Source organism: Bradyrhizobium sp. LMTR 3 (assembly GCF_001693485.1).
Lineage (GTDB): Bacteria > Pseudomonadota > Alphaproteobacteria > Rhizobiales > Xanthobacteraceae > Bradyrhizobium.
This window is the reverse complement of record NZ_MAXC01000049.1, coordinates 410,947-432,676: the sequence shown is the minus strand read 5'-3', so window position 1 is coordinate 432,676 and position 21,730 is coordinate 410,947. Positions and strand designations below refer to the sequence as shown.

The 21,730-nt window shown below is 60.5% G+C and carries 19 protein-coding genes and 2 pseudogenes; 12 read left to right on the top strand and 9 right to left on the bottom strand.

All coding sequences use genetic code 11. The annotated features are described in order from the left end of the window. Positions 1 to 52: 52 nt before the first annotated feature. Both LMTR3_RS39535 and tnpB (LMTR3_RS40420) read left to right on the top strand, forming a co-directional pair. Positions 53 to 207: pseudogene (locus tag LMTR3_RS39535) on the top strand (aliphatic sulfonates ABC transporter substrate-binding protein); the annotation flags it as partial. Positions 208 to 221: 14 nt separating this feature from the next. Next, positions 222 to 377 (top strand): IS66 family insertion sequence element accessory protein TnpB, encoded by a 156-nt coding sequence (gene tnpB / locus LMTR3_RS40420; RefSeq protein ID WP_084029899.1) that lies wholly within the window; start codon positions 222 to 224, stop codon positions 375 to 377. A gap of 46 nt (positions 378 to 423) precedes the next feature. On the opposite strand, the gene LMTR3_RS30295 is transcribed toward tnpB (LMTR3_RS40420), so the two are convergent. The 3 genes from LMTR3_RS30295 to LMTR3_RS36925 are packed head-to-tail and all read right to left on the bottom strand — an operon-like array spanning position 424 to position 3,595. Next, positions 424 to 1,431 carry a tyrosine-type recombinase/integrase gene (locus LMTR3_RS30295; RefSeq protein ID WP_065748593.1) on the bottom strand — a complete coding sequence of 336 codons (1,008 nt, stop codon included), beginning with the start codon at positions 1,429 to 1,431 and terminating at the stop codon, positions 424 to 426. Beyond that, positions 1,428 to 2,360 (bottom strand): tyrosine-type recombinase/integrase, encoded by a 933-nt coding sequence (locus LMTR3_RS30290; protein WP_065748592.1) that lies wholly within the window; start codon positions 2,358 to 2,360, stop codon positions 1,428 to 1,430. Before LMTR3_RS30290 ends, LMTR3_RS30295 begins: the two co-directional genes overlap by 4 nt. After that, positions 2,357 to 3,595: a site-specific integrase gene (locus LMTR3_RS36925; RefSeq protein WP_084029898.1), complete on the bottom strand. Its 1,239-nt coding sequence runs from the start codon at positions 3,593 to 3,595 to the stop codon at positions 2,357 to 2,359. Before LMTR3_RS36925 ends, LMTR3_RS30290 begins: the two co-directional genes overlap by 4 nt. Positions 3,596 to 3,775: 180 nt before the next feature. Between LMTR3_RS36925 and tnpB (LMTR3_RS40415) the strand changes: the two are divergent. Continuing rightward, a pseudogene (tnpB, locus tag LMTR3_RS40415) lies at positions 3,776 to 3,853 on the top strand (IS66 family insertion sequence element accessory protein TnpB); the annotation flags it as partial. Positions 3,854 to 3,862: 9 nt separating this feature from the next. Next, entirely contained in the window at positions 3,863 to 3,958 is a 96-nt protein-coding gene (locus LMTR3_RS40410) for a hypothetical protein (protein WP_502686680.1), read from the top strand. 1,017 nt (positions 3,959 to 4,975) lie between these two features. Here LMTR3_RS40410 and LMTR3_RS30275 read toward each other — a convergent pair. Together LMTR3_RS30275 and LMTR3_RS30270 are read right to left on the bottom strand one after the other, a co-directional pair. Next, positions 4,976 to 5,506: an ImmA/IrrE family metallo-endopeptidase gene (locus LMTR3_RS30275; protein ID WP_065748590.1), complete on the bottom strand. Its 531-nt coding sequence runs from the start codon at positions 5,504 to 5,506 to the stop codon at positions 4,976 to 4,978. A 15-nt stretch (positions 5,507 to 5,521) separates the two neighbouring features. Continuing rightward, positions 5,522 to 5,842 (bottom strand): helix-turn-helix domain-containing protein, encoded by a 321-nt coding sequence (locus LMTR3_RS30270; RefSeq protein ID WP_065748589.1) that lies wholly within the window; start codon positions 5,840 to 5,842, stop codon positions 5,522 to 5,524. A gap of 187 nt (positions 5,843 to 6,029) precedes the next feature. Between LMTR3_RS30270 and LMTR3_RS30265 the strand changes: the two genes are divergently transcribed. The 8 genes from LMTR3_RS30265 (at position 6,030) to LMTR3_RS30235 (ending at position 11,837) form a co-directional block, all read left to right on the top strand. Continuing rightward, positions 6,030 to 6,278 (top strand): multiubiquitin domain-containing protein, encoded by a 249-nt coding sequence (locus LMTR3_RS30265; protein ID WP_176722029.1) that lies wholly within the window; start codon positions 6,030 to 6,032, stop codon positions 6,276 to 6,278. Further along, positions 6,278 to 6,685 carry a hypothetical protein gene (locus tag LMTR3_RS30260; RefSeq protein WP_065748587.1) on the top strand — a complete coding sequence of 136 codons (408 nt, stop codon included), beginning with the start codon at positions 6,278 to 6,280 and terminating at the stop codon, positions 6,683 to 6,685. Before LMTR3_RS30265 ends, LMTR3_RS30260 begins: the two co-directional genes overlap by 1 nt. After that, positions 6,682 to 7,197: a Mov34/MPN/PAD-1 family protein gene (locus LMTR3_RS30255; RefSeq protein WP_065748586.1), complete on the top strand. Its 516-nt coding sequence runs from the start codon at positions 6,682 to 6,684 to the stop codon at positions 7,195 to 7,197. The genes LMTR3_RS30260 and LMTR3_RS30255 overlap by 4 nt, the downstream gene beginning before the upstream one ends. Then, positions 7,194 to 8,078, top strand: coding sequence for a HesA/MoeB/ThiF family protein (locus tag LMTR3_RS30250; RefSeq protein ID WP_065748585.1), 885 nt, complete (start codon positions 7,194 to 7,196; stop codon positions 8,076 to 8,078). Before LMTR3_RS30255 ends, LMTR3_RS30250 begins: the two co-directional genes overlap by 4 nt. Positions 8,079 to 8,343: 265 nt before the next feature. Further along, positions 8,344 to 9,498, top strand: coding sequence for a Fic family protein (locus LMTR3_RS30245; RefSeq protein ID WP_141686876.1), 1,155 nt, complete (start codon positions 8,344 to 8,346; stop codon positions 9,496 to 9,498). Positions 9,499 to 9,614: 116 nt separating this feature from the next. Continuing rightward, positions 9,615 to 9,932, top strand: coding sequence for a recombinase zinc beta ribbon domain-containing protein (locus LMTR3_RS40115; RefSeq protein WP_084029897.1), 318 nt, complete (start codon positions 9,615 to 9,617; stop codon positions 9,930 to 9,932). Between the two features lie 102 nt (positions 9,933 to 10,034). After that, positions 10,035 to 10,340: a hypothetical protein gene (locus LMTR3_RS38075; RefSeq protein ID WP_141686875.1), complete on the top strand. Its 306-nt coding sequence runs from the start codon at positions 10,035 to 10,037 to the stop codon at positions 10,338 to 10,340. 612 nt (positions 10,341 to 10,952) lie between these two features. Continuing rightward, positions 10,953 to 11,837, top strand: a complete 885-nt coding sequence (locus LMTR3_RS30235; RefSeq protein ID WP_141686874.1) for a hypothetical protein — start codon at positions 10,953 to 10,955, stop codon at positions 11,835 to 11,837. A gap of 1,355 nt (positions 11,838 to 13,192) precedes the next feature. On the opposite strand, the gene LMTR3_RS30225 is transcribed toward LMTR3_RS30235, so the two are convergent. Genes LMTR3_RS30225 through LMTR3_RS30210 form a run of 4 tightly spaced genes read right to left on the bottom strand, consistent with a single transcriptional unit; the run spans position 13,193 to position 21,566 of the window. Beyond that, positions 13,193 to 18,592: a trypsin-like peptidase domain-containing protein gene (locus LMTR3_RS30225; RefSeq protein WP_084029896.1), complete on the bottom strand. Its 5,400-nt coding sequence runs from the start codon at positions 18,590 to 18,592 to the stop codon at positions 13,193 to 13,195. Positions 18,593 to 18,605: 13 nt separating this feature from the next. Then, positions 18,606 to 19,778, bottom strand: coding sequence for a caspase family protein (locus tag LMTR3_RS30220; RefSeq protein ID WP_084029895.1), 1,173 nt, complete (start codon positions 19,776 to 19,778; stop codon positions 18,606 to 18,608). Positions 19,779 to 19,808: 30 nt separating this feature from the next. Next, positions 19,809 to 20,714 (bottom strand): M12 family metallopeptidase, encoded by a 906-nt coding sequence (locus LMTR3_RS30215; RefSeq protein WP_065748579.1) that lies wholly within the window; start codon positions 20,712 to 20,714, stop codon positions 19,809 to 19,811. A 51-nt stretch (positions 20,715 to 20,765) separates the two neighbouring features. After that, the gene (locus tag LMTR3_RS30210) at positions 20,766 to 21,566 is read right to left on the bottom strand and encodes a hypothetical protein (RefSeq protein WP_141686873.1); all 801 of its coding nucleotides are present in this window, start codon (positions 21,564 to 21,566) and stop codon (positions 20,766 to 20,768) included. Positions 21,567 to 21,730: the final 164 nt, after the last annotated feature.

Here is a 21,730-nt window from a genome sequence, read left to right as displayed (position 1 = left end):
CTCCTATTCCCGGCCGTTGGCCGCAAGAAGATCACCGCCGCTTTCCGAGTAGTCGGAACTTCCTGCCGCTGCGCCGATTCTCGAAGCGCTAAACGCGGGAGCGCTCGATGTCGGCTATACCGGCGATCTGTCTTCCTCACCGTCTGTGCCACTGGCGCGCTCGGCGGCACCAGCTCTGATGCCCGCGCGCAGACGATCCTGGTTCAGCTTCTGAGGCGGCGATGATTCCAATCCCGAGCGGCGTCAGAGTGTGGATCGCCACCGGTCACACGGACATGCGCCGCAGCATGCAGAGCCTGGCTCTTGCGGTTCAGCAGAGCTTGAAGCGCGATCCTCATTTATGTGTCGGACGAGATTATGTGGCGGAGGCGCCCTAACGCCTGCCAGCGCCGGCCACGCCAAGGTTCCTCCGCCACATAATAATCAGATGCTGGCAAGCAGCTGCAGGACGGCGTCGTTCGGCCGGAATCGTGCGCTGCGGTCGCCTGAGACGCCCGCCTTCTCGAGTCCCCGGCGCATCATTTCGACATCCGCGGCGGCGTAGCGGTGGGTTGTGGCGACCTGAGCATGGCCAAGCCAGGCCTGGATCGTGAGGAGGTCCACGCCTGACCGGAGAAGCTTCATGGCGAGGGAATGCCGGAAGATGTGCGGCGATATGGGCTTGCCCTCCAAGCTTGGCGTGATGGACACGGCCTGAGAGACTGCACGCCGGACGATGTGGATCGCGCCAAAGCGTGTCAGGCGCTCGTTGTGCGCCCCGACAAAGATCGGCCGCGGCTCACGATGGGCCACGCCGCGCTCGCTCAATAAGGCCGTCAGCGATCGCAGCAGATCCTGAGGAATGGGAACGACGCGGTCGCGACGCCCCTTGCCGCGAAGCAGTACCTGCGGGCGCCCTCGCTCCAACTGAAGGTCGCTCGCGTTGACGCCGGTCGCTTCGGACACGCGGGCACCGGTTCTCGCCAAGAAGAGTAGAAAGACCCGGTCGCGCCGGCCGCGGGGCGTCGTCTGATCAGGGGCGGCAACGATGGCGTCGACTTCGGCGCTGGTGAGGTGGTGCGTCACTGCAATGTGCGATCGTTTGGTGGGGATCGTCAGAACCCGTTGAGCGACGCCGAAGGAGGCGGGATCGGCGGCGGCGACGTGATGGAAGAAGGATCGGATCGCGGCTAGTCGGGCGTTGCGCGTTGCGACGGAGTTGTTCCGCTTCTCCTCGAGCTCATCAAGAAAGGCGAGAACGAGGTCCCGATCGAGATCTTCAAGGTCCAGCGCTGCCGGCTTCTTCTGCAAACGCGCCGCGGCAAAGAGGATCAGCATGCGCAAGGCGTCGCGATAGCTGGCCAGGGTCGCGGAGGTGGCGTTGCGCTGCTTGGTCAGCCGGCGACGGAAGTACGACTCTAGGAGCGGCGCCAGAAGGAGGTGTTCGCTCATGCGGTGCCTCCGTCGAGAAAGGCGCGTTCAGCCGCGATGGCGAGAAGATCCGACGAACCGGTGAGGTAGTAGGCCGTGTCGCTGTAGCTGGCATGGCCGAGATAGGTGGCGAGTAAAGGCAGCAGCGCTTGAACATCTGCGCGCTGTTGGTGCCAAAGCTTGAGCCTGGTCACCGCGAACCGGTGCCGGAGATCGTGGGGTCGCAGGGGCTTACCGTCATCGAGACCCGCGAGCTTGCGGGCCTTCGCGAAGTTGCTTTGCAGGCCGGCCGCCGACAGACGGCAGCCTCGCGAGCTGAGAAAGAAGGCCTCGTCTTTGGGCCTGGAAAACACGGCGTCGCGCTCACAGGCGTATCGATGAAGGGCTGCCTGCGTCGTTGGGTGAACAGGAACCAGGCGGTCTTTACGGAACTTGGTTTTACGGACGAGGACGACCCCGTTGGTCAGATCGACGTCGCCGCGATCAAGCCTGACCACTTCGCCCGATCTTAGCCCCGTGCTGGCCAATAGTCCGATCAACGTCGCCATCGTGCGGCCGCTGAGAGGGATCCTTGGCGAAATGAAGCTGCATGCGTCGATAAGCGACGCCAGCTCAGCCTCGCTCAAGATGCGCGGCGGCGGAATCGCCCTGGACCTAGGGAAGGCTCTGCGCTCCAAGGCCTCGGTCCGGGGGGCGTAGACGGTTAGGTACTCGTAAAATCGGCGGAGCACGCCGTGACGAACGGCGCGACTGTTGGCGGCGCCGCCGAACGACAGGACGAAGTCCAGCGCCATCGTCCGGGTGGCGGGCGCATCCAGCTGCGAACGCTCGACGTAGCGAACGAAGGCCCGCAGCGTGCCAGCTTGCTTGTTGAAGGCGTAGCCGAGGGAGCGGCGCAGCTCGATGTACCGCTCGACCTTCTCGCCGAGGAATGCGGCGAAGGCGGTCATGCGGCGCCTCCCGGAAAGGGGAGCGCGACCTCAGCGAGCTGCGAGGCCGCGACCTTCACGTACAGCGCCGTTGTGTTGATGCTTCGGTGCCCTAAAAGATCGGCGACCTCGTTGATCGGTCTTCGTCGCCCGACGAGCTGCGTGGCTAGACTGTGGCGCAGGAGATGCGCGCCTCCGACGCGACCGAGCGCGACCCCGCCATGCCGCAACCGCTTCCGCACGATCCTCGAAACTGGCGACGCAGACTTGAACGGTCCCACGGGCGGCGTGAAGGACAGGAACAGAAATGGACTATCGACCTTCGGTCGAGCCCGCAGGATGTAATTGGCGAGCGCGGCGCCGGCCTCCTCGAGAAGCGGGGCCACCCGGTCACGCTTGCCCTTGGTGCGCCGGACAAAAACCTCGCCAGCTCGCCAGTCGATATCCTGGAGCTGAAGGGCGCGCAGCTCGCCGTTGCGAATGCCTGTGGTGGCGAGCAGCAGCAGGACGGCCCGATCGCGAAGGTCGATCGGCGTCGCCTTGCCGATCGCATCGATGGCGCGGCGAACATCATCCCACGAAAGCCGGGGCGGCAAATGGGCCAGACGCCAATGGGACGTTCTTGGAACAACGGAGGCTAGATCCTGCTCGTGGTGGCCAGCCCAATGCAGAAAGCGGAGAAACGTTCGGATGTGAGAGGTCGCCGCCGTGCGAGTGGCGGAGGTCGCCGAGAGCGACAGCCGATACTCGACGGCAGCGAGGACATGCTCCGCCGTCAGCGCCTTGAGGTCTTGGCCGGGGTGGCGATGGCGGAGCCAATCGAGAAAGCGCCGCGCGCCCAAGAGAACGCCATCGCGGGACTTTGGCTCAAGGCCTCGTACCCTGCTGAGATAGTCCGAAAAGGAGCTCAAAAGCGGGGCGTCCGGACCATCGACTACACTGGGAGCCGAAGCAATGAATCGTTCGGGCGCCACCCGCCGCGCGTGTTGAAGCGCGGACACTGCTGCAATCCGCGGCGAGTCCGTAATGAACGTGCGTAGATAGCGATCGAGAATAGCTTGGCCGATCGGCCGTGAACCGCAATGTGCCGCAGCAAAATGGCTGAACCGCGCAATCCGGCTGAGATAAAGCTTAGCGGATGCTCGCTTGTAACCGAGCGAGAAAAAGTGTCCCGCGATGCGATCCATCTCGGCGCCGAGCGCCCCGTTACGAAGGCGCTTGAGCACCCCGCGATACGAAAAATAGAACTCGAGCATTGTGCCCCTCTGGTGTTGCGGCGCAGGGGGATCCCACGTTCGCGCGAGAGGCACCAAATATTATGTGGCGGAGGAATCCAGCCGTGGCCGGTCCAGGCAGGCGTTAGGGCGCCTCCGCCACATAATCTCGTCCGACACATAAGTGCGGTTATGTTGCGCACAACATAACCTCATGCCGGCGATCTTTATATCTTCCGAGGCCGTCGCGGCGATCTGGTCAAGATGCTTTGGCATGATGGGTGGGGCATGTCGCTCTAGGCCAAGCGGCTGGACCGCGGCAAGTTTATCTGGCCTTCGGCGTCGGATGGCGCGGTGTCGATCTCGGCGGCGCAAATGGCTTACATGCTGACGCATATTAGGTGACAGTGTGTTCGTGGTCGTAGGAAGTCAGGACCGAAGCCCTCGGTGCAGTATCAGCCACATGCGGATCGAGCGGCGGCTTTGCATCGCAATCTTCCCAAGATGTGGATCAGCTCAATGACAGTGCTTGGTGTTTCAAGCCTAGAGAGATCACTTGCCAAGTCGCGTCCAATTTGCGAACAGCGTGGTGCTCCTAGCACACCGTCTGATGTAAGTCGAGGCGATGCGCTCTCGTACATGCCTAGTTTGGGGCCTGTAACAAACCGGCTCCCTCGCTTGAGCTGCACGTTTGTTCCCTGAAGCCGGTCAGGTAAAAGTGCTCTCGTCAGGTTAGTCCGCTGGCTGGGTGGCTACCCCACATCCGCTCAGCAAACCGCCGCTCCTCCTCACCCAGCACGTCGCCGTAGATGCTGGTGATGTGCCGTGAGGCGTGGCCCAGCCAGCCAGTGCTGCACAAGGTGAGGTGGTACCCTGGCCTGAAATGCCGTGATGCCGAAGGTGTGGCGCAAGTCTTTCGGCGATGGTCGGAAGATCGTGGCAAGAAACCGCATTGGGTTCGCGCGCAACTACGACGGGTTTGGTGCGGGATGGAGCGCAGCGACGACACGGCCGTCGTTTTCCGCCCGCAGCAACGCGAAGGGCTTGGCCTTGACGGCATGGGGGCCGCAGGCCCCAGCAATCAATAAAGAAGAGTGCCGCAGGCGCCGAAGAACTTCGGTCGAAGACGGCAATGAATAGAGGGCATATGGGCGAGAGCGGAGCGGAGCCCATTCGCCAGCCCCGAGAAGTTAAGAGGGGCAGGAGCGTCAGCATAGCGCCGCCCTTAAAGGGCGGGACGCGGGACCGACTGCCCCCGGTGCCGCTGATTTTGAGCGAGGGATCGTCAGCGGTGGCGGAGACCCTGCGTAGCTTTCAGCGAAGCAGGGGCTCCGGGAGCGCAGCGACTAGAGCCCGGTGCAGCGACTAGAGCCCGGTGCAGCGAAGCCGGGCGCGCAGAATTCCAACTGTATTTGAAAAGGCTTAAAAGAGATCGTCGAGGACGTTTGTGATGCGGTGAGTCAGGGCCTGAACGCTGACTTGATACTTGTCCGCGAGCTCCTTCAGCTGCTCCTCGTCTTCGATGTCGATATGATAATCGACGAGCTCCTTCACGATCATATCGTAAGGCATAAGCAGTTCGGCCGCGAAGCGGTTGGCTTCAATCTCTTCGGGATCGACCGCTTGAGACGACTTTTCGTCGCGCTTGTTCACACGGAAAGAGCGGTCGATATGTACGTCCTTCCCCTTATGAAGCAACAGGTGCCCGCATTCATGCGCAATTGTGAAGCGCTGCCGGTTGATGTGATGAAGTGAATTTACACCGATAACGGTGCCTTCATCGCCGCGGATGAGCATCCCCGCCAGCTCACCGTCAAACGGTGAATATTTTAGCCGCGCGCCGAGCGAGGTCGCGATCTTCTCGACAGGCACAGGCGGCTTCCTTACGCCGAATTCTTCGAGAACATTGGTCGCTTCATGCCTTAGAGTCTTCGCTGATTTAGCGCGTCGCATCAATCCTCCGTATTGTTATTCGCCGACGAGCTTCTGAGCCCAGGCGGCTATTTTTTGATCCGTACCGGGCGGCAGCTTCACCTTAGCCCGCGCTCCCGCAGCATCCTTGACTGCCGGAAGCAGAAGCTTCGGCGCGATCTCTAACGCTTCGGCTATCGCGAATAACTGATGCAGCGAAACGTGCTGCCTGCCCTTTTCGATGTTTGTGATTGAAGTACGGGAGAGGCCTACAAGTCGTCCCAACTTCTCCTGCGTCATTCCATCGAGTCGCTCACGGTGTTTGCGCACCAGCTTTCCGAATGCCTGATAGAGACTGTCGAATGCTCCGTCCGTCATAGCATCATTGTCCGCCTCAAACGCCGTAATGTCAACCTCTCAAACTGTTTGTATTATAAACTTTTAAAACGTTTTGTATATTGACATTTCGCCTGCCGCTTGTACTTTAATGATGAAGGATTGGCGCTGCCCGCCAGGGGCTCGCCAAAAGGCAAGGCGAAAGGAAATGAACATGGAGAGCGGAACGATGAGTCAGGCGAAGGAGAAGCCCGAGAAAGGGCCGAAGTACATTCTCAACATCGAAGGGGAGGAATTCCCCTGGGATGACGACACGATCACGACCGAGCAGATTGCCGAGCTGGGGGGCTGGGACATCTCGCAGGGCGTGATCGAGGTCGACCAGCACAATGTCGAGCGGACGCTTGCGCCGGGCGAGGTCATCACGATCAAGCCGGGCCAGGGTTTCGGCAAGAAGCACCGCTGGAAGCGTGGCTGATGCGCGCGCGTATCAGCCACGAGCTGGCCCTGCTGCGCCGTCACTTCGGCGATGTCGAGCACGCGGAAGCGAACGGGGAAGACTGGTTCAGGATTCCCCGTTACGTGCTGCCCGACGGCTGGCGAATGGGTGACAAGGCGGTGAGCGAGTTGCCGGTCTGCTTTCTGGTGAAGGGCAACTATCCCGGCGATGCGCCTTACGGATTTCTCACGCCCGCCGGACTGAATTTCAAAGGCGCCGCTCCCAACAACACGGGAGCTCCACCGTCGACGCCGCCCTTCTCAGGCGAGTGGCTGCATTTCTCCTGGTCGGTGGAGAATTGGTCGGCAACCGCCGACGTGGGCAAGGGCTCGAACCTGCTCGCGTGGGTGCGGAGTTTCATCGTGCGATTGCAGGAGGGGGCATGAAGGCATTTCTGAAGCTTGAGCACGGGGCGCTCGGCGATTTGATGGCGCACCTGCTGCCGTCCGACTCCGAAGAAGAGCAAGCGGCGTTCCTGTTTGCCCGCGCCGTGCGCAGCGATCATCAGGTCACTTTCGAAGTCGCGGAAACGAGAAAGCTCGGGCCCGGCGACTTCATCGTCCAGCAGGAGGACTATCTGGAACTGGCCGATGAAACGCGCGCCAAGCTGATCAAGCGCGCGCACGATCTCGACACTTCGCTCGTGGAATTGCACTCGCATCCCGGCCCGTGGCCTGCCGGCTTCTCTTACGCCGATCGCCTCGGCCTGCAGGAGACCGTGCCGCACATGTGGTGGCGGCTCAAGAAGCGCCCCTATCTCGCCATCGTGGTCGCGAAGTCCGGATTTGATGCGCTGCTCTGGCTCGACAATCCGAAGGTCCCGCGCCCGCTGGACGGGATTGTCGAAGGCAGTCGCGTGCTCAAACCGACCAATTTTTCTCTGGGAGACTGGGGATGAGCGACCTTCCTGCCCGTTATGACCGCAACATCCGCCTCTTCGGCGAGGAAGGCCAGCGCAAGCTGCGGGCGACGAACGCCGCGGTCATCGGCGTCGGCGGTCTCGGCAGCCCGCTCGTGCAGCACCTCGTCCTGCTCGGCGTCGGCGGCATCAGGCTGCTCGACGACGAGGAGCTGGACGAGACCAATCGCAACCGCTTCGTCGGCGCGAGACATGACGACCCGGTGCCCGGCAGCCCGAAGGTCGAACTGGCCGCGCGTCTGGTGCGCGAGATCGATCCCGGAATTCGCGTGACCCCGGTGAAGGCCGGGCTCGTCAGCGAAGAAGCCTTCGCTGTCGTGAAGCAGACCGATTGGGTATTCGGTTGCTTCGATGAGGATGGTCCACGAGCAATTCTGAATGAGCTGTGCGCGGCCTACGCGAAGCCCTATATCGATCTCGCCTCGGACGTACCGGAGGAAGGCGTCTACGGCGGGCGCATCTGCGTCGCTTGGGACGGCGGCGGCTGTCTGCACTGCCTCGATGCCCTCGATCCGCGCGATGTCGAGGCGTATCTTAGCACGGACGCCGAAAAGGCGGGCCGGGCCGCGATCTACGGCGTACCGGTGGACGCGCTGCGCGAGACCGGGCCTTCCGTGTCCCCCATCAACGGCGTCGTTGCCGCGCTCGCGGCAACCGAGTTCATGGTTGCCGTCACCGGCATGAGAGAGCCGCAGCGCCTGATCAACTACTACGGCCACGTGCCGAAACTGACCACGGCGAAGCCGAAGCCGGACTGCTATTACTGCAAGGGAATTCGCGGTAAGCCGCAGGACGCCGATGCCGAGCGCTTCCTGCGGATGCCGCATCTGCGTGAAAGGCGGCGGAAGCAGACGCGCTGAAGTCGGCGAACCCGGCGCGGAGCGTAGCGACTCTTAGGCAGTGCCCAGCGTTTGCGGAGATTAGCCGTGCTATTCTCCGCGTGTTTTGCGCGAGAATAGGCGGTTCCGGCCCTCTTAGCGGCCAATTATCCGGCCAGAATCAAGGCCAAATGAGTGCTGGAACCCACCCTAAATTACTGCTATCCTTACAAAAATGGGCGCTAGCAAACAGGACAAAGAACCGGCCAAATCAGCGGTCCCAGACCGGGGCGAAAGCACCGGTCTGATGGAGCCGATGCTCGTCTCGGAAAGCTCCGGACGCCGGACCCAGCTCGCCGACCTGACGGTAGAGCTGGCGGCCAAGTCGGCCGCTTTCAGGCACAGCCTGCCCGAGGGCGTTCTGATTTCCCTGGCTAAGCTCGTCCGCTCCATGAATTGCTATTACAGCAACCTGATCGAGGGGCACGATACCCATCCGGTCGACATCGAACGCGCTCTCCACAACGATTACAGCGCCGATCCCAAGAAACGCGACCTGCAAAAAGAAGCCATTGCCCACATCGCGGTCCAGCAGTGGATCGACGAAGGCGGTGTGAACGGACGCGCCACTACCCAGGAAGCAATCATCGAGGTCCACCGTCGCTTCTGCGAGCTGCTCCCCGAGGATCTGCTTTGGGTCGAAAATCCGAAAACCAAGGAACGCATCAGGGTGATTCCCGGCAAACTGCGCGACCGCGATGTGGCCGTCGGACGTCATGTGCCGGTCAGCCCCGGCGCCCTGCCGCGCTTCCTAAAGCGCTTCGAGGAAGCCTGTGCAAAGCTAGGCAAGACCGACGCGATCATCGCCTCGGCCTGCGCTCACCATCGCCTGCTCTGGATTCATCCCTTCCTTGATGGCAATGGCCGCGTCGCCCGCCTCATGTCCTATGCCATGCAGCGCGAAGCGCTCGACACTGGCGGCATATGGTCGATCGCGCGCGGCCTTGCCCGTAACGAAGCAGCCTACAAGCAACACCTTGCCGCCTGCGACATGCAGCGGCGCAACGATCTCGACGGGCGCGGCACACTCAGTGAAGAAGCATTGGCGGAATTCGCGATCTTCTTTCTGCAGACCTGCATCGATCAGGTTGCTTTCATGCAAGGCCTCGTCCAGCCCGATCAACTGCGCAACCGCATCCTGATCTGGGCCGAAGAAGAAACGCGGGCCGACCGCCTGCCGCAAAAATCAGGCGCGGTGCTGGAAGCGATCCTATTCCGGGGTGAGCTTCCGCGCGGCGATGTCACTGTTTTATTGCAAACAAGCGAGCGCAGCGCCCGCAGGGTTACATCTGCCCTGCTCGACGCGGAGGTGTTAGCCTCCGAAAGTCCGCGAGCGCCGCTACGCCTCGTCTTCCCGGCACGGCTCGCGTCCCGTTGGATGCCGGGTCTGTTTCCCGGGTAGAATTTGGGCAAGCGCGGCAATGAAAGCGACCGAAATAAATTACCCAGCGTGGACAGACTACCGCAAGAAAAAGGGCGACCGCTAGCTAGATACCGGCAAACGACTGTCTCGGCCAAATGCTCGTGATGAGTGGCAAAGCATCGAGGCACCTCAACTGCGGATCGTCGAACAGTCGGTTGGGAGCAGGCCCATGCTCTGAAGACCGAGAAGAGCATTTGCCCAGTCACGTGAAGCGACGGGCGCACCATCTCTTGTCTGGCCTCCTTCGCTGCGGTTGTTGCGGATCCGGCATGTCAGTTCACGACCGTGACAAGACCGGAAAGACGAGGATTCGCTGCTCGGCGGTCCGCGAGAGCGGCAGTTGTTCAAATCGCAAGATCACCTACCTGCGCGACTCGAAAGGCTTGTGCTCAGCGGGATGGCCGACGAGTTGAAGGACCCGCGGCTGATCGAGAACTACGTGCGCAACTACAATAGTGAGCGAGAGCGACTCGCTGGAAACGCGGCTGCAGTGCGCATGCGGCTGGAGGCGAAACGTGACCGGATCGAAAGGCGAACGTCAGCGCAATATTGACCTCGTGATCAAGTACGTGATTTCCGAGGAAGACGCCAAACAACGGATTGCTGAGCTGAAAGAAGAGCGATTGCGTATAGAGGCGGAACTGGCGGCCCTCGAAGAGGCCCCTGTCCCCATCGCACTTCATCCGGCGACCTTGACCGCTACATTGAGACCGTCAATGCGCATGCCGACACGATGGCAGGTCACGCCAGCTCCGAGGACGACCGCGGACCTTTGGTCGCCGATTTCAGGGCGCTTGTCCACAGCGTCATTGTCCACCTGAAGGGACCTTGGCAAGGCTTCGAGGTCGAGGTGAAAGGAAAGCTAGCCGCGCTGGTGGGCGGAGAGGTCTTTCTGGAGACCCGCCACAAATCGTACGCTTGGTAGCGGGGGAACGCTACGGACGGTCCCCCCAGTTTGAGCGTCTGTTCTCAAAGACTTACAAGGCAGATATTAATGCGAACTGAGTGGCAACAGGGAAGAATTCAGCTAGAATAATCTGTGGCCTCGGGGGCTGCACGGTGCCTCTATGATCACGTTCATACTGGTCCATGGAACATTCGCGAGGCGCGCTCAGTGGACTCGCAAGGGGTCTTCTCTAAGAGACTCTTTAAGTCGAGCTGCGCAGGATGCAAGCCACCAATCACGGTTCAAACGCGTTGTTTGGAGTGGCAAGAATCGACTTGCGGAACGTCAGCTCGCGTGCGACCGGATATCGGAAATCATCCGACGCGGAGAGAAGGATGAGCGTTTCGTACTGGTTGGGCATAGCCATGGCGGTAGCGCAATAGCCTACTTCCTAAAGCAAGAAAGAAAATCACCGGAATCGTTGATCGGGTGCATATTTCTATCCACACCATTTATCGCATTGAGAGTTGGGCGTGGCCGGATAGAATTGGCCTTCGCCGCAACTCTCGTCATGCTCTTTGCTTTAACTGCTCTAAGGCAGACTGTTCTCATTCCTGATTGGCTGATAGTCGGCCTTTTGGGGATCTATGGTCTGGCGATCCAGAAACTTCGGAATGCAGACAACCAGAGGGCCGCCTTGATGGTCCGAGCCCTACAACAAGAAACGGTTGAACTTCCAGCGGGGAATTATCTATTCTTACGAAGCTTTGGAGACGAGGCCGCCGCCGGACTCTCATTTGCTCAATTCGCGGTTTGGATCGCAACGAAGCTTTCGCGTGTTTTTCTCGCGGGCGTCCTAACTATCATGCCGCGCACCTATGGCTGGTTTTTTCCGTTCCCAATTTGGAGAGTTTTCGGCGGAATGATCCTGCTCGTCATTTTGATTAACTCTACGTTCGGTATAGTAGAGAGTAGTAGAGTAATATTTTCTAATCTTCATGAAGAAGGCGCCCTTCTCGCCGTCCTCGCTCTTGTTATCCTTTTCATACGTTGGCTCCTTGCGGCGGCTCTATACGCCTTGCTTCTAGGTGGAACCGTCACCTTTGTTTGGATTTTTCTGCAGGCGATTGCGTCCCGCGCTTTCGGATGGACAACTTTCGCAGAGGGAATTTGCCTTGAGATGGCGGTTGAGCCATTGCCATATGGGTCTCATGTCTTGCACATGGTGTCTTGGGATCACAGTTATGGACTTGCTCATGCGACGTATGAAAATAGGATAGCACTATTGCATATTAGGACATGGACTTCAGAGACATTGAAGTCCTCTCAAAAGCCTCCCAGCGACCTCTCAGCTTCCCCGCTCACCGAGGTCACGGTTGGGAGCACGACGGCGTCCAGCTCATTGGCGACGCCGGACGACACTTCTTGCTGAAGTTCTTTCATTCGCAGGATTCAACACTGACATCGATGACGTCGCCAACGAAGAAAGCCAAGTGCTTTTCGCGAACAGAATGCGGGCGAGCTAATTTCAACGGATTTTGTGTGAAACTCGCCTAAAGGGCCGCTCCTCACTTGACGAATCCGTAGGACTTGGCGACACGCCTAACCTGGGTGCAATGCGCGGTTTTGGCGGAAGGCGACATGTCTTCTATTTGCACGCATTTCCTTTCACCATCATGTTGAGGGTAGAAGGAAAGCTCATGTCGCTGGCGGGGACGCGCTCTTCGATAAACGCCGCGATAGCCGCTTGGTCATATGTCAGCCCGCAAACCTTCTCAGAGGCGAGGATGCTTCCTAGCTGGTTTGCGAGGTTCATAGACTCTAGAGAACCCGCGACTGCGGGCGCGCTTGTAAGGCATGCACCTACGGCCAACAGAACTCCGAGCGCCATCGCGCCAAGAATAACTATAGCTAAGGGCGCATTCGACGTGGAGATCAAAGGCCGTTTGCAGGAACTCCTAGTAGCGCCGTTCTTGAAACGTGCTGTGGGTGGGGGACCGTTGGTAGCGTGGGAGCGACTCGCCCCCCGACGCCAAGTTTTGTCCTCCGTAGTTCGCCTAGATCTTTTCACGATATGCCGAACACCAAGCTCCGCTCGTGAGGGGCGCTATCAGCTCCCAAGCCTTACGAGCTGCCCTGCCCTTGCAGCGCTATCCTTCCGGCCGCCCAGTCTTCCGCCGACGTCACATCGCTCCGAAGAACGACCGCCAATACTTGCCTTCAATGGATTTTCTGGATCTCCCGGTGCACACGTGGTGCACACGCGGCCTTCTAAGCGATTGAAAACCTTTAACTCTCGTTCCAATCCATCATGGGCGAATTTGAGCAAGTTCAAACCAAAGAACGCAGATTAGATCAAGCTTCAGAAAGACAGCCGGTGCGCGCTGCGGACTGCCACCTGGCATCGCCTCCTGACTGCTTATCGGCAGTTCAAGTCGAGGGAGCGACTCCATCAATGTCCCTCGGGAAGTACCTGCCTTTCTCAGTATTTGCGGCCAAAACCGCTTACTAGGTCTTGAGGCCACTAATTTGACCTCCGCGTGTTGGGGGGTCCCGAAGACGCAAGCGATACCCCAAAGGTGCGAACGCTCGGCAAACGCCATGCCCGGAGGAGAAGGATCATTGCACACACCACCAAGGCGGATCGCAGCTTTGCCGATTAGGGAATCGCTACCGCCTTTCCCCACTCCATACAATTCTTTCCTGATCACTGCGCAGCTCTCATTTCGGAACTGGCGCTTCACCGCGATGGTGGATCGCCAGCCAACCGATTCCCGGCAGTCTCATTCAGCCCTCAAGAAACTCCTCTAGCGTCATGCGGCGGAAGCCTGACGGTACCGGCGACTCGGGATCCGCCACTCGCGGAGCTTCGGCAGTCGCTGATTCCGGGATGACCGGACGCGACGCACGCGCCCAGTCGATCTCGAACGCCTGGCGGTAGTACTTCGCGACCTGTTCGTCGTCGAACAGGAGGCTCGCATCGCGGTTGAGCGTAACGCCGCCGCCACTCCAATTGTGGCTGCCAACCAGACAGCGCTGGCCGTCGGCGATCATGCCCTTGGTGTGCGTGGACGGCAGATGCCGGAAGCACTTAATCAGGTTGAGCCCACGCTTCTTGAGGTCCTCCGCGCACGGTATCCACGTCCCGTGATCCGATCGCAATATGACGCGCACGTCGTCGATCTCTTTCGACTTCCTGATGAGCGCCTTGACCAGCTTCTCCAGGTTACCCTTGGCGGTTTCCTTGTAGGAATCGATGTAAGGTATCTGGAACAACAGCTGCTCTTCCGCTGATTCGATCAGATCCAACACCGCATCGGTATAGATCTTGCCCCTCTTGTCGGGCGTAAGCAGCGGCTTCACCTTGACACGGCGGTTGACCTCAAGCGGATCGAGGATACGGCTAGCTGCGCGCGCCTCAAGTTCGACCGCCTCCTCCATCGCGGTTGGAACGTCGACATACACGTCCTGAACCACCGCTTCTTCGACCCCTCCGTTCCGCTTGGAGAATTCCAGATCGGCAAGAATGTGGTTGCGGTAACGCTCGGCAAGCTTCTTGTTCCTGATCACAACGTGCCACTCGCGGTTCCCCTTCTTCGCTTTGATTTTCGCCGGATCGTTGAGGTCTGCGGTCGCGATATTGGGCTGGCTGGAGCTCTTCCAATTGCCGCTTGAGAGCCAGAAGCGATTGTTGTCGTCCACCGTCACCTTGATGTGGTAGGAATTGGCGATCAACCCGTTCGCACCCTCGGGAGCGTAGATGCGATCGAAGTTGAAATCGTTTGCCCACTTCCGAAACACGGTCTTGCGATTGAAGTCGCCATCCTTCACGCCGGCTTTGGTGACGCGCGTGGCGTTATCTATGACAAGTGCCATTTCGACGCCTTCCGCCAGTCGATCCTGAATGGCGTCAGCAATGTGTTCGGCGTGAAATTCGTACATCGAGGACACCATGCGGCCTTTGGCGTTCGCAATGTAGTGCGACAGCACCGACCAGCTGCGCTCGGGGCCGACACAGCAGAGCAACTCCATGTCTTCGTCGACCTCATTGAAACTGAAGCCGGGGCCTATCCGGTCGCTGTCGTTGTAAGCGATCGACGTGACCACAGCCTCGTTGGCGAAATCCTGGCCGCTGACCATCTCCACAATGGCGGCTGCGCGAACCTCGACTGGATGGCCGAGATACGTCGCGGGAACGCGTGCACGCACCGCCCCGACCTTCTCGGGGTGCGTCACAACATGGATACAGGGTGTATCGGAAAACTCACCATTGCGGATGACGAGGCCGGAACGGACGCCAAGGATGCCATCGCCGCGGTGGACGGTCGCAAAGCGCCGCACGGCTTCTTCGATTGACACGGTCTCCGTTCCACCAGCAGCAGCGCCGCCCCCGCTGGTGCTCGGACTGCCGATCGATACGGTGATCGTGAGCGGCAGGGTAATGGAAACGGAGGTAGCGGAGGTCGTCTGCTGCGGCGGCGTTACCGTCGTCTGGGGCAAACCGGTGTCGCCATCCCCACCCGTTCGATCGGTAATGATCGCTTCCGGGTTTTCCCATGGCCGCCGCTTGAGATAGCTGCGGATCGTCGAACTCGGCACCGCATAGTTCTCGAGCACATAGGCGCCGGCAAAGTGCAGTGCGACCGCCTTGCCCGTCCCGAGTTCGATGACCGCCGAGCCAGAGTTGCCGCCAAGCGTGGTGCAGTCATGTGTCGCCCAGCCGCGCGAATTCGGCATCACAACACCTGGCGCAGCCCGCTTGACGTCGTAACGGCCGCCAAAGACCCGCTCCATCCACGCCTGATCGGGGATGACATCTTCCTCGGCCCGGGCCGGATAGCCGATAACGGCTACCGATGTACCGGCGGCAGCGTCAGTGTCGGCCAACAGAATGCGGTCCTGCCGAGCGCCATCGCTGCGACGGCCGATCTTCAGGAAGGCAATGTCGGCAACCTGTCGCGATTCAATATAGATGATGCGTTCAACCGGACTGACGAGGCTCTCGTCACTGTCCAACTCGCGCTTCCAGTTCACCGTGGTGATGATCGGGTCGCCGAAACGACCGGGCAGGAACGTGAACCGACGGCCATCGCGTCGGCCGATCAGCTCGGCGACATGGCTGTTGGTCACGACGATATCCGGCTCGATGAGCCAGCCGGTGCCGATAAAGCTCGCATTGCGCGGAAAATTCGTAACATCGATACGACCGACGAGCGGGATGACCGGATTGATCGTGTCGGCCGCAGCCAGCACCCGCTGTACCATCATCTCGCCGTCCGGCGGCTCAATGAAAGCCGGTTCGCGCAAAACCTTGTCGCCCTTGATCGGCAGAACCGGCCGGCCCGGGCGCACCATTGTTTCGAGCGCAAGCGGAACATCCGGCGGTGACGCGGCCTCGGCGACAGTCGCCTCCAATCCGACTGCATGGCGTGCGTCCGATTTCATCGACGCCGCGCGAGCGTTGATCGACTTCGCAAGATCAGGGTCAAAGCGTTCCAGGTTCTGGAGCCAGTCCCTGATCTTTTCCGGCGTCACGCTGCGCGAAGGCGGTTGTGCCATGATGCTCCCTTTACCCTCGGCGAGTCCTGAATTCTCGCTTTGAACGATTTTGTCTGGAGGTGACGACACTTTGACGAATGGAGACGAAACGGTTTGCACGGACAGCGGCGGCCCGACCGGTGCATCTCTTTCAGCGACGGGCCTGGCGTGGAGCAATTCCTCGACCAACGCGGCTCCGTTGCCGGCGAATGTCGTATTGAGCGCTCTGACGATCCGGCTGCCCCTGACCGCCTGGATGGCAACTTGCCGTCCGCTCTCCTTGCTGCGGACTCTCGCAGGACGAGTCCGCGCACGCGGCTGCAGCGCGGCATTGTCCGACCTAACGCTCGCGTGCTGCATACCCACGAGCTCCCATTGGTCGTTGAACAAGGGAGCACCCGATGAGCACGGCACGGTCTCGCTGCTGCACCAGAAAAAGGGATCGCCGACGTCGACGATCGGAAGCTCCCGTAGGGCAACCTGCTTTGGCCCGCCGAATGGATGTGCGACAGTCGACAGGTACTCGCCCACAAGCGCTTTGCTTTCGTTCGCGCCAAGACGCAGCCAGCCGAAGCGGCGACCTGCCTCTTCGTGCAGCGCGACGATCGCAACGTCCAATCGTGCGTCAACGAAAAAGAACCGATCGACGCCGCAGGGCACGCGCGTGACCGGCAACAGCGAGCCGTTCGGATCGTCTTGGTAATCGAATTCGGCGTAAGCCAATGCCGCCTCTTCGACGGTTGGCAGGACATGGGCCGCCGTCATCAGCAGGCGCGGTGACACAAGAAATCCGGTCGCGGTCACCGTCTGGCCGTTGCGGAGGACGCTGACACGGGCAACGGCCCGCGCCGCCGCAAGTCCGCGTTCCAGAAACGTGGTACTGAGCAGATCCGACGTTCCGAGTACACGCTCGACCGCGATTCCACTCAAATGCGCGGGAGCGCCGGCGCCGACCTTTACGGCAACCGGGGTTGTCCCTGCGATCTGCTCGGATTGCGTCTGTTCGTCGGCCAGGCGCAATAAGCGTCCCTGTATCCGCTCAGGCGTGTCCTTGAGCGGCGGCGCGACGCTCGCTCTCGTCGCGAGGCGCGCAGCCAACTTTTTGGCAACCGCGGGGCTCGGAGATACCTCCGGCGCCTGCGCGACCATCACGGGCGCTGTCGAAGCCGCTTCCATCTCCTCACCTCGCGCGACCCGGCCAAGCCGCTCGCTTTCGGCCGGATCCTGTACGGACAGGTTCGGTGGCGGCGCGCTCGATGTAACTGGCATCACCTCAAATACTGACTCCTGCGGCATGGAAGCACTCGGCACAGCCCGACTCTGCGCTGCCGAGATAGACGCGTTGGTCGTAATTGTCGGCGGGGTCCAGCCGTACGCGGTCCGAATCCACGACCTGTCAGGTGCTTTCAGCCACGCCAGATCGGCAGCGTCGGGCTCGGCGAAGACGACGTGTCGCGGTGTCTCGGGCCGTCCGACCTTGATCTTGGCAGGCGTCATGGGATCGAGGCCGACGAATGCGGTCGTCGTCGAATTCCAATCCGCGGCTGCACAATATCGGCGCACCAGTTTCAGCGCGGCGCTCACGCCGGGCGTGACATACCTCTCATCGTCTTCAAACGATGCGAGGCCATCGCGCAGCAATCGCAGCCCGCGCGTATAGACCGGCAGGCCGCGCGCGGTCGCCTCGATCAGCCGGTCGCGCGCCGTTTGAAAGCCGTCCGGATTGTTACCGCGAATCAAATACCAGGCATCGATAACCGCGCCATCCGGGAGCCACTCGATCCAGTCCGCCAGATTATGTGCCCATATCCGGTGGACATCATCGAGATGCTGCAAGCTGAGGAGAAAATAGCCCGCCACCGCCGCAAGCGTCGGGTTCTTCGTCTTCTGCTCCAGAAGCTTTCGCGCCTGCCAGCTCTTGCTGACCTCCTGCGCTGAGTCGACCTGCCCGCCGCGTAGATAACCTAGCAAGACTTCGGCGTTCGTATCCATGGTGCCGACTTCGACCTCAATACGCCGCTGATCGGGATCGCTGCCGTCGCGCTTTATCCAACGCCCCGTCACAATCACGCGTACGTTATCGGCCGGAACGGCAACAAGCCGCCACGGCACGTCGACGCCGCCGATCTGCACGTAGTACTGGCCCGGCTGTCCCAGAAAGCTAAATCCATACTGCACAATCCCTTGATGGCGAGTTGCCTGCTGCACTGGCCACGGCACCAAATTCCAGACGCCGTTGCCGTCACTGCGCCATAACCGCAACCAAACGGATTGCAAACTCGAGCGTGCATCATCCGAACTCTCGAGGATCTCAGGTCGGCTGATCTGAGCCCATGCCAGGCTTTCGCTCGGCGACGCCTCTGCAACATCCAATGTCACGCGGACGCTGCCGCTTCCGGGCACGGTCGCCTGCTCCGCCTTGGTCTTGCCGCTCGGCAGAGTCGCTTCCACGAGGTAGTCCCCCGGAGCAACGCTTTCCCGGCGCGTTTGGCCGATGGGGATCGCTCCCTTCCAGATCGGCTTGCCGCCACGTTCGGTGGCCTGGAAGATCTGGACGAAGATCGGCACGCCGTCCATTTGCGAATGGCGCTGGAGCTCGATCTCCAGTGTCGCGTTGCGTGCAGACCTTCGCGTTTGTGCGGCGCTCATACTGGCACACCTTTCAGACCGGGTGTGGGGGCGGGACGTTGATCTGGGTGTGGTAGATCGGCGGTCTTACAAAGACACGCGGCGCCGGAACGTCGCTGGGCCCAGCTGCCAAATTGAACGAGCATCCGAAGACATAAAGGCCGGCACTCACCGTGGTTATCCAGGGGCCGGGGTTGGGCGCTGGCAGCTTCGGGCCGTTCTCGGGAACGGCGAAAAAGGTTACCTTTTCCGCGATCGAACTTGGATTACATCCAAATTTCACGATCACCGTTGGAGAAGAGCCGGCCGGGAACACGAGCAGGCGCTGCGGTCCGTTCGCAAGGTCGCCTCCTGCCGGATCGACAATCTGACGGTTGTTTTCCGGAATCTTCAGAACCTCATTCTGGTGCCTGACTAGGCTTTGCACCGCGATGCCGAGCTGTGTCGTGTTGATGACCCATTCGGGGCCATCGTCCGTCGCGCCAAGACCGTCCAAGCATTCGATCAGCGCCCCCGTGAGCCGGCTTACGCCGTTGCTGTCGCCAAACGCTTGCCGGCCCAGGGCGGTCGCGAACAGCTTCGGCGCCGTGCGTAGATGGCTGTCTCCCAAGCGAGGGCTGATCAGCGCAGTCCCGCCGAACTCTTCGTCCTTGATGGCGGTTTGAGAAAGTTCGCGGCAGGCGTCGACGACGAAGAATTGCGTTCCGGCCCTGCACCGCACCATACCCACATAAGTCTTGTCGAAATCGATGCTGTGCTTCCACAAATTGTTTTCGCTCGCTGCGAAGTCTTCGGGCAGGAGCGCCACCACATCCTTTTGCAGGCCGTGGCCGCAGAAGTAGAAGAACGCAATGTTGCCGGGATCCGCGTGGCAACGCTGTTTCCAGGCATCGAATGCAGTTTGAATCTTGTCACTGGTTGCGTCGTCGACCTGGACACCGTCGAAGATCTGGCCGGTGCTGTCCGAGAGCAACATTTCCAGCGATCCTAGCGGTGCGTGCGCATTCGCGAATTTCGGACTTGTGAACCACCTGGCGAGCGCCCGCGCCGAGATCGGCGGCGAGGTCAGTTGCCCAAGCGGCGGAGCACCCGGCGTCGGCGACGCTCCGCCGAGCAGGTGACGATAGCGTCCCACGCCGACAATGAACACGTGAGTCCGCGGCCCCGTGCCCGGCGCATGCTGTGCGGTGCCCCACACAAGCGTCATAGCAAGCGCCTCCCGCGCCGAGAGCCTCGCTCAGCCCCAGGTGCGGCGAATGCGCACGGGGCCGCTAATGGCTGCCGCGGGTTGCGCCGCAGGAGGCGGCGGCACAGCTCCTGGGGGTCCCATATCCATCGCCGGCGCCGGTTGCGGCTTGGGATAGATCCTGGCGATGAACGCCTTGTCCTTAGCCGAGAGATCGGTATTCCAGCCAACTGCAACGCCGTCGGTCGTCAGTTCCGGCGGAATGGGATAATGCATGATCGACGAGCGATCATACTCGCTGAACTGCGTAACAAGCTTGCTGTACTTGAAGAACACGTTGGAATCGACCTGCGCCTTTGTCCAACCTTGGCTTTCGTAGCGGCGATAGACGGCGGGTACGTCCCACTTGATCGATATCTCCGGATGCGACTGCTCGTGGATCATCCCGATGGCATGACCGAATTCATGCACAATCACGCGTCGGAATTCCTCGTCGGTCGTTGTAGGATGAAGCCACCCGTAGTGCATGGTCTCTGTATCTGGCGCAATCGCAAGCGCGTCGGTCCCGAGATACGACCATGAACGGTTGTCGTGGTGATACGAGATTCGGATTTCGGAGTCGGGATCATTGCCGAACTCGAAAGTCAGATTTGCATATTGCTCCCACATCTTGGCGTAGTGCTCGACCTTGGCGTGGATTTGGGGGTCGCCGTCGAGGTGGCGTACCCGCAACTTCCGTCCCGGCTGCCATTTCTTGCCGGTCAGCACTGCCCCAAACGCCTCGACGGTGGACGTCGGATCCACCCCGAGCTTGCGGACGACGTCAATGTCGCCGGTCGGCGCATTCTCCGCGTTCTCTGCGATCGCGAGCTCCGCCGCTCTCAACACGTCCTGTTGCGGCAGCTGCATGTCGAGGCAAATGTGTGCGTTCTTGCCGTTGTCGTCACTGTTGCACATTTCAACTCCCCTATCTTACCGTGATCAAAAAATGGCCGTGATCGAAAAACATCAATTCGGTACGCGACGGACCCGTAGCGCCTCGAGGTCCGATTCGCTTTCGGACGAGGAAACGGTCCTGATGTGACGAAAAATTTCTGCAGGTTGAAGGTCCGTCGCCTGCTCCTCGTAAAGCTCAAACCAAGGCAGACCCAGGCACGCGTAGGTCGCAGCATCGATCGGGCTGGGCGGGGCCGCCCGGCCAGTCAGGCTTTGAAATGACGCCGCGTCGAGCAGCCGAACGACCGCTAGTGTTGGGTTGGTCTGGTCCCATGTGTCGAGTCCGTATCGATCGGCATGGATCTTCTGCTGAATGCGACCGCCCGCTCCGAGGCCGAGCGGCGCCTCTTCCGCCGGGCCGTAAGTTGGCTCCGACGGTTCCTGCTCGGGCGCAGCGGCAAATCGGCCCGGCCTCGCCGCAAACACTTCGAGACGAATAGTGCCTTGCAGGACGCGCGCCGCCTGCTCCTCGATTGTCAATCCTTCTCCGAAGGCGATCGCCACGAACTGCCGCACAAAGTTTTTCCCCGCGTTGATCCCGTCGAGCCAGTATTGGGTTGCGGTCACGATGTAGTTTTGCGGATCGATGCGCAGGCCTGTCTCCCAGGGCCGCCCGTCGATCGCGTTGACGGTGCCGACGCCTACCTTGACCGCGCTCGGACACGAGTGCGGCCCCTCAAATGCAATCCACAACGCCTCGCGCCTGCGAACAGGGATGGCAAACTCGCGTTGATCGGCATCGCTCTCGAGCTCGGCGATCGGAAATCGGCCGAAGGTTGGAGGAAGCGGATAGTCCTTGCCGGTTTCGGGCACGCGCAGCGTCCGATGGAACGAGATGTGCACGCAGTCTCCGAAATTCAGTGCATCTTCGGCCAAGCTGAGTTGAGACATCGCGGGCGCCGCAAATCATTTGAGCAGATAAATCTGTCCTAAATGAATTAAGTGTATATCATCATCTCCACTATGAAAAGTTGAAA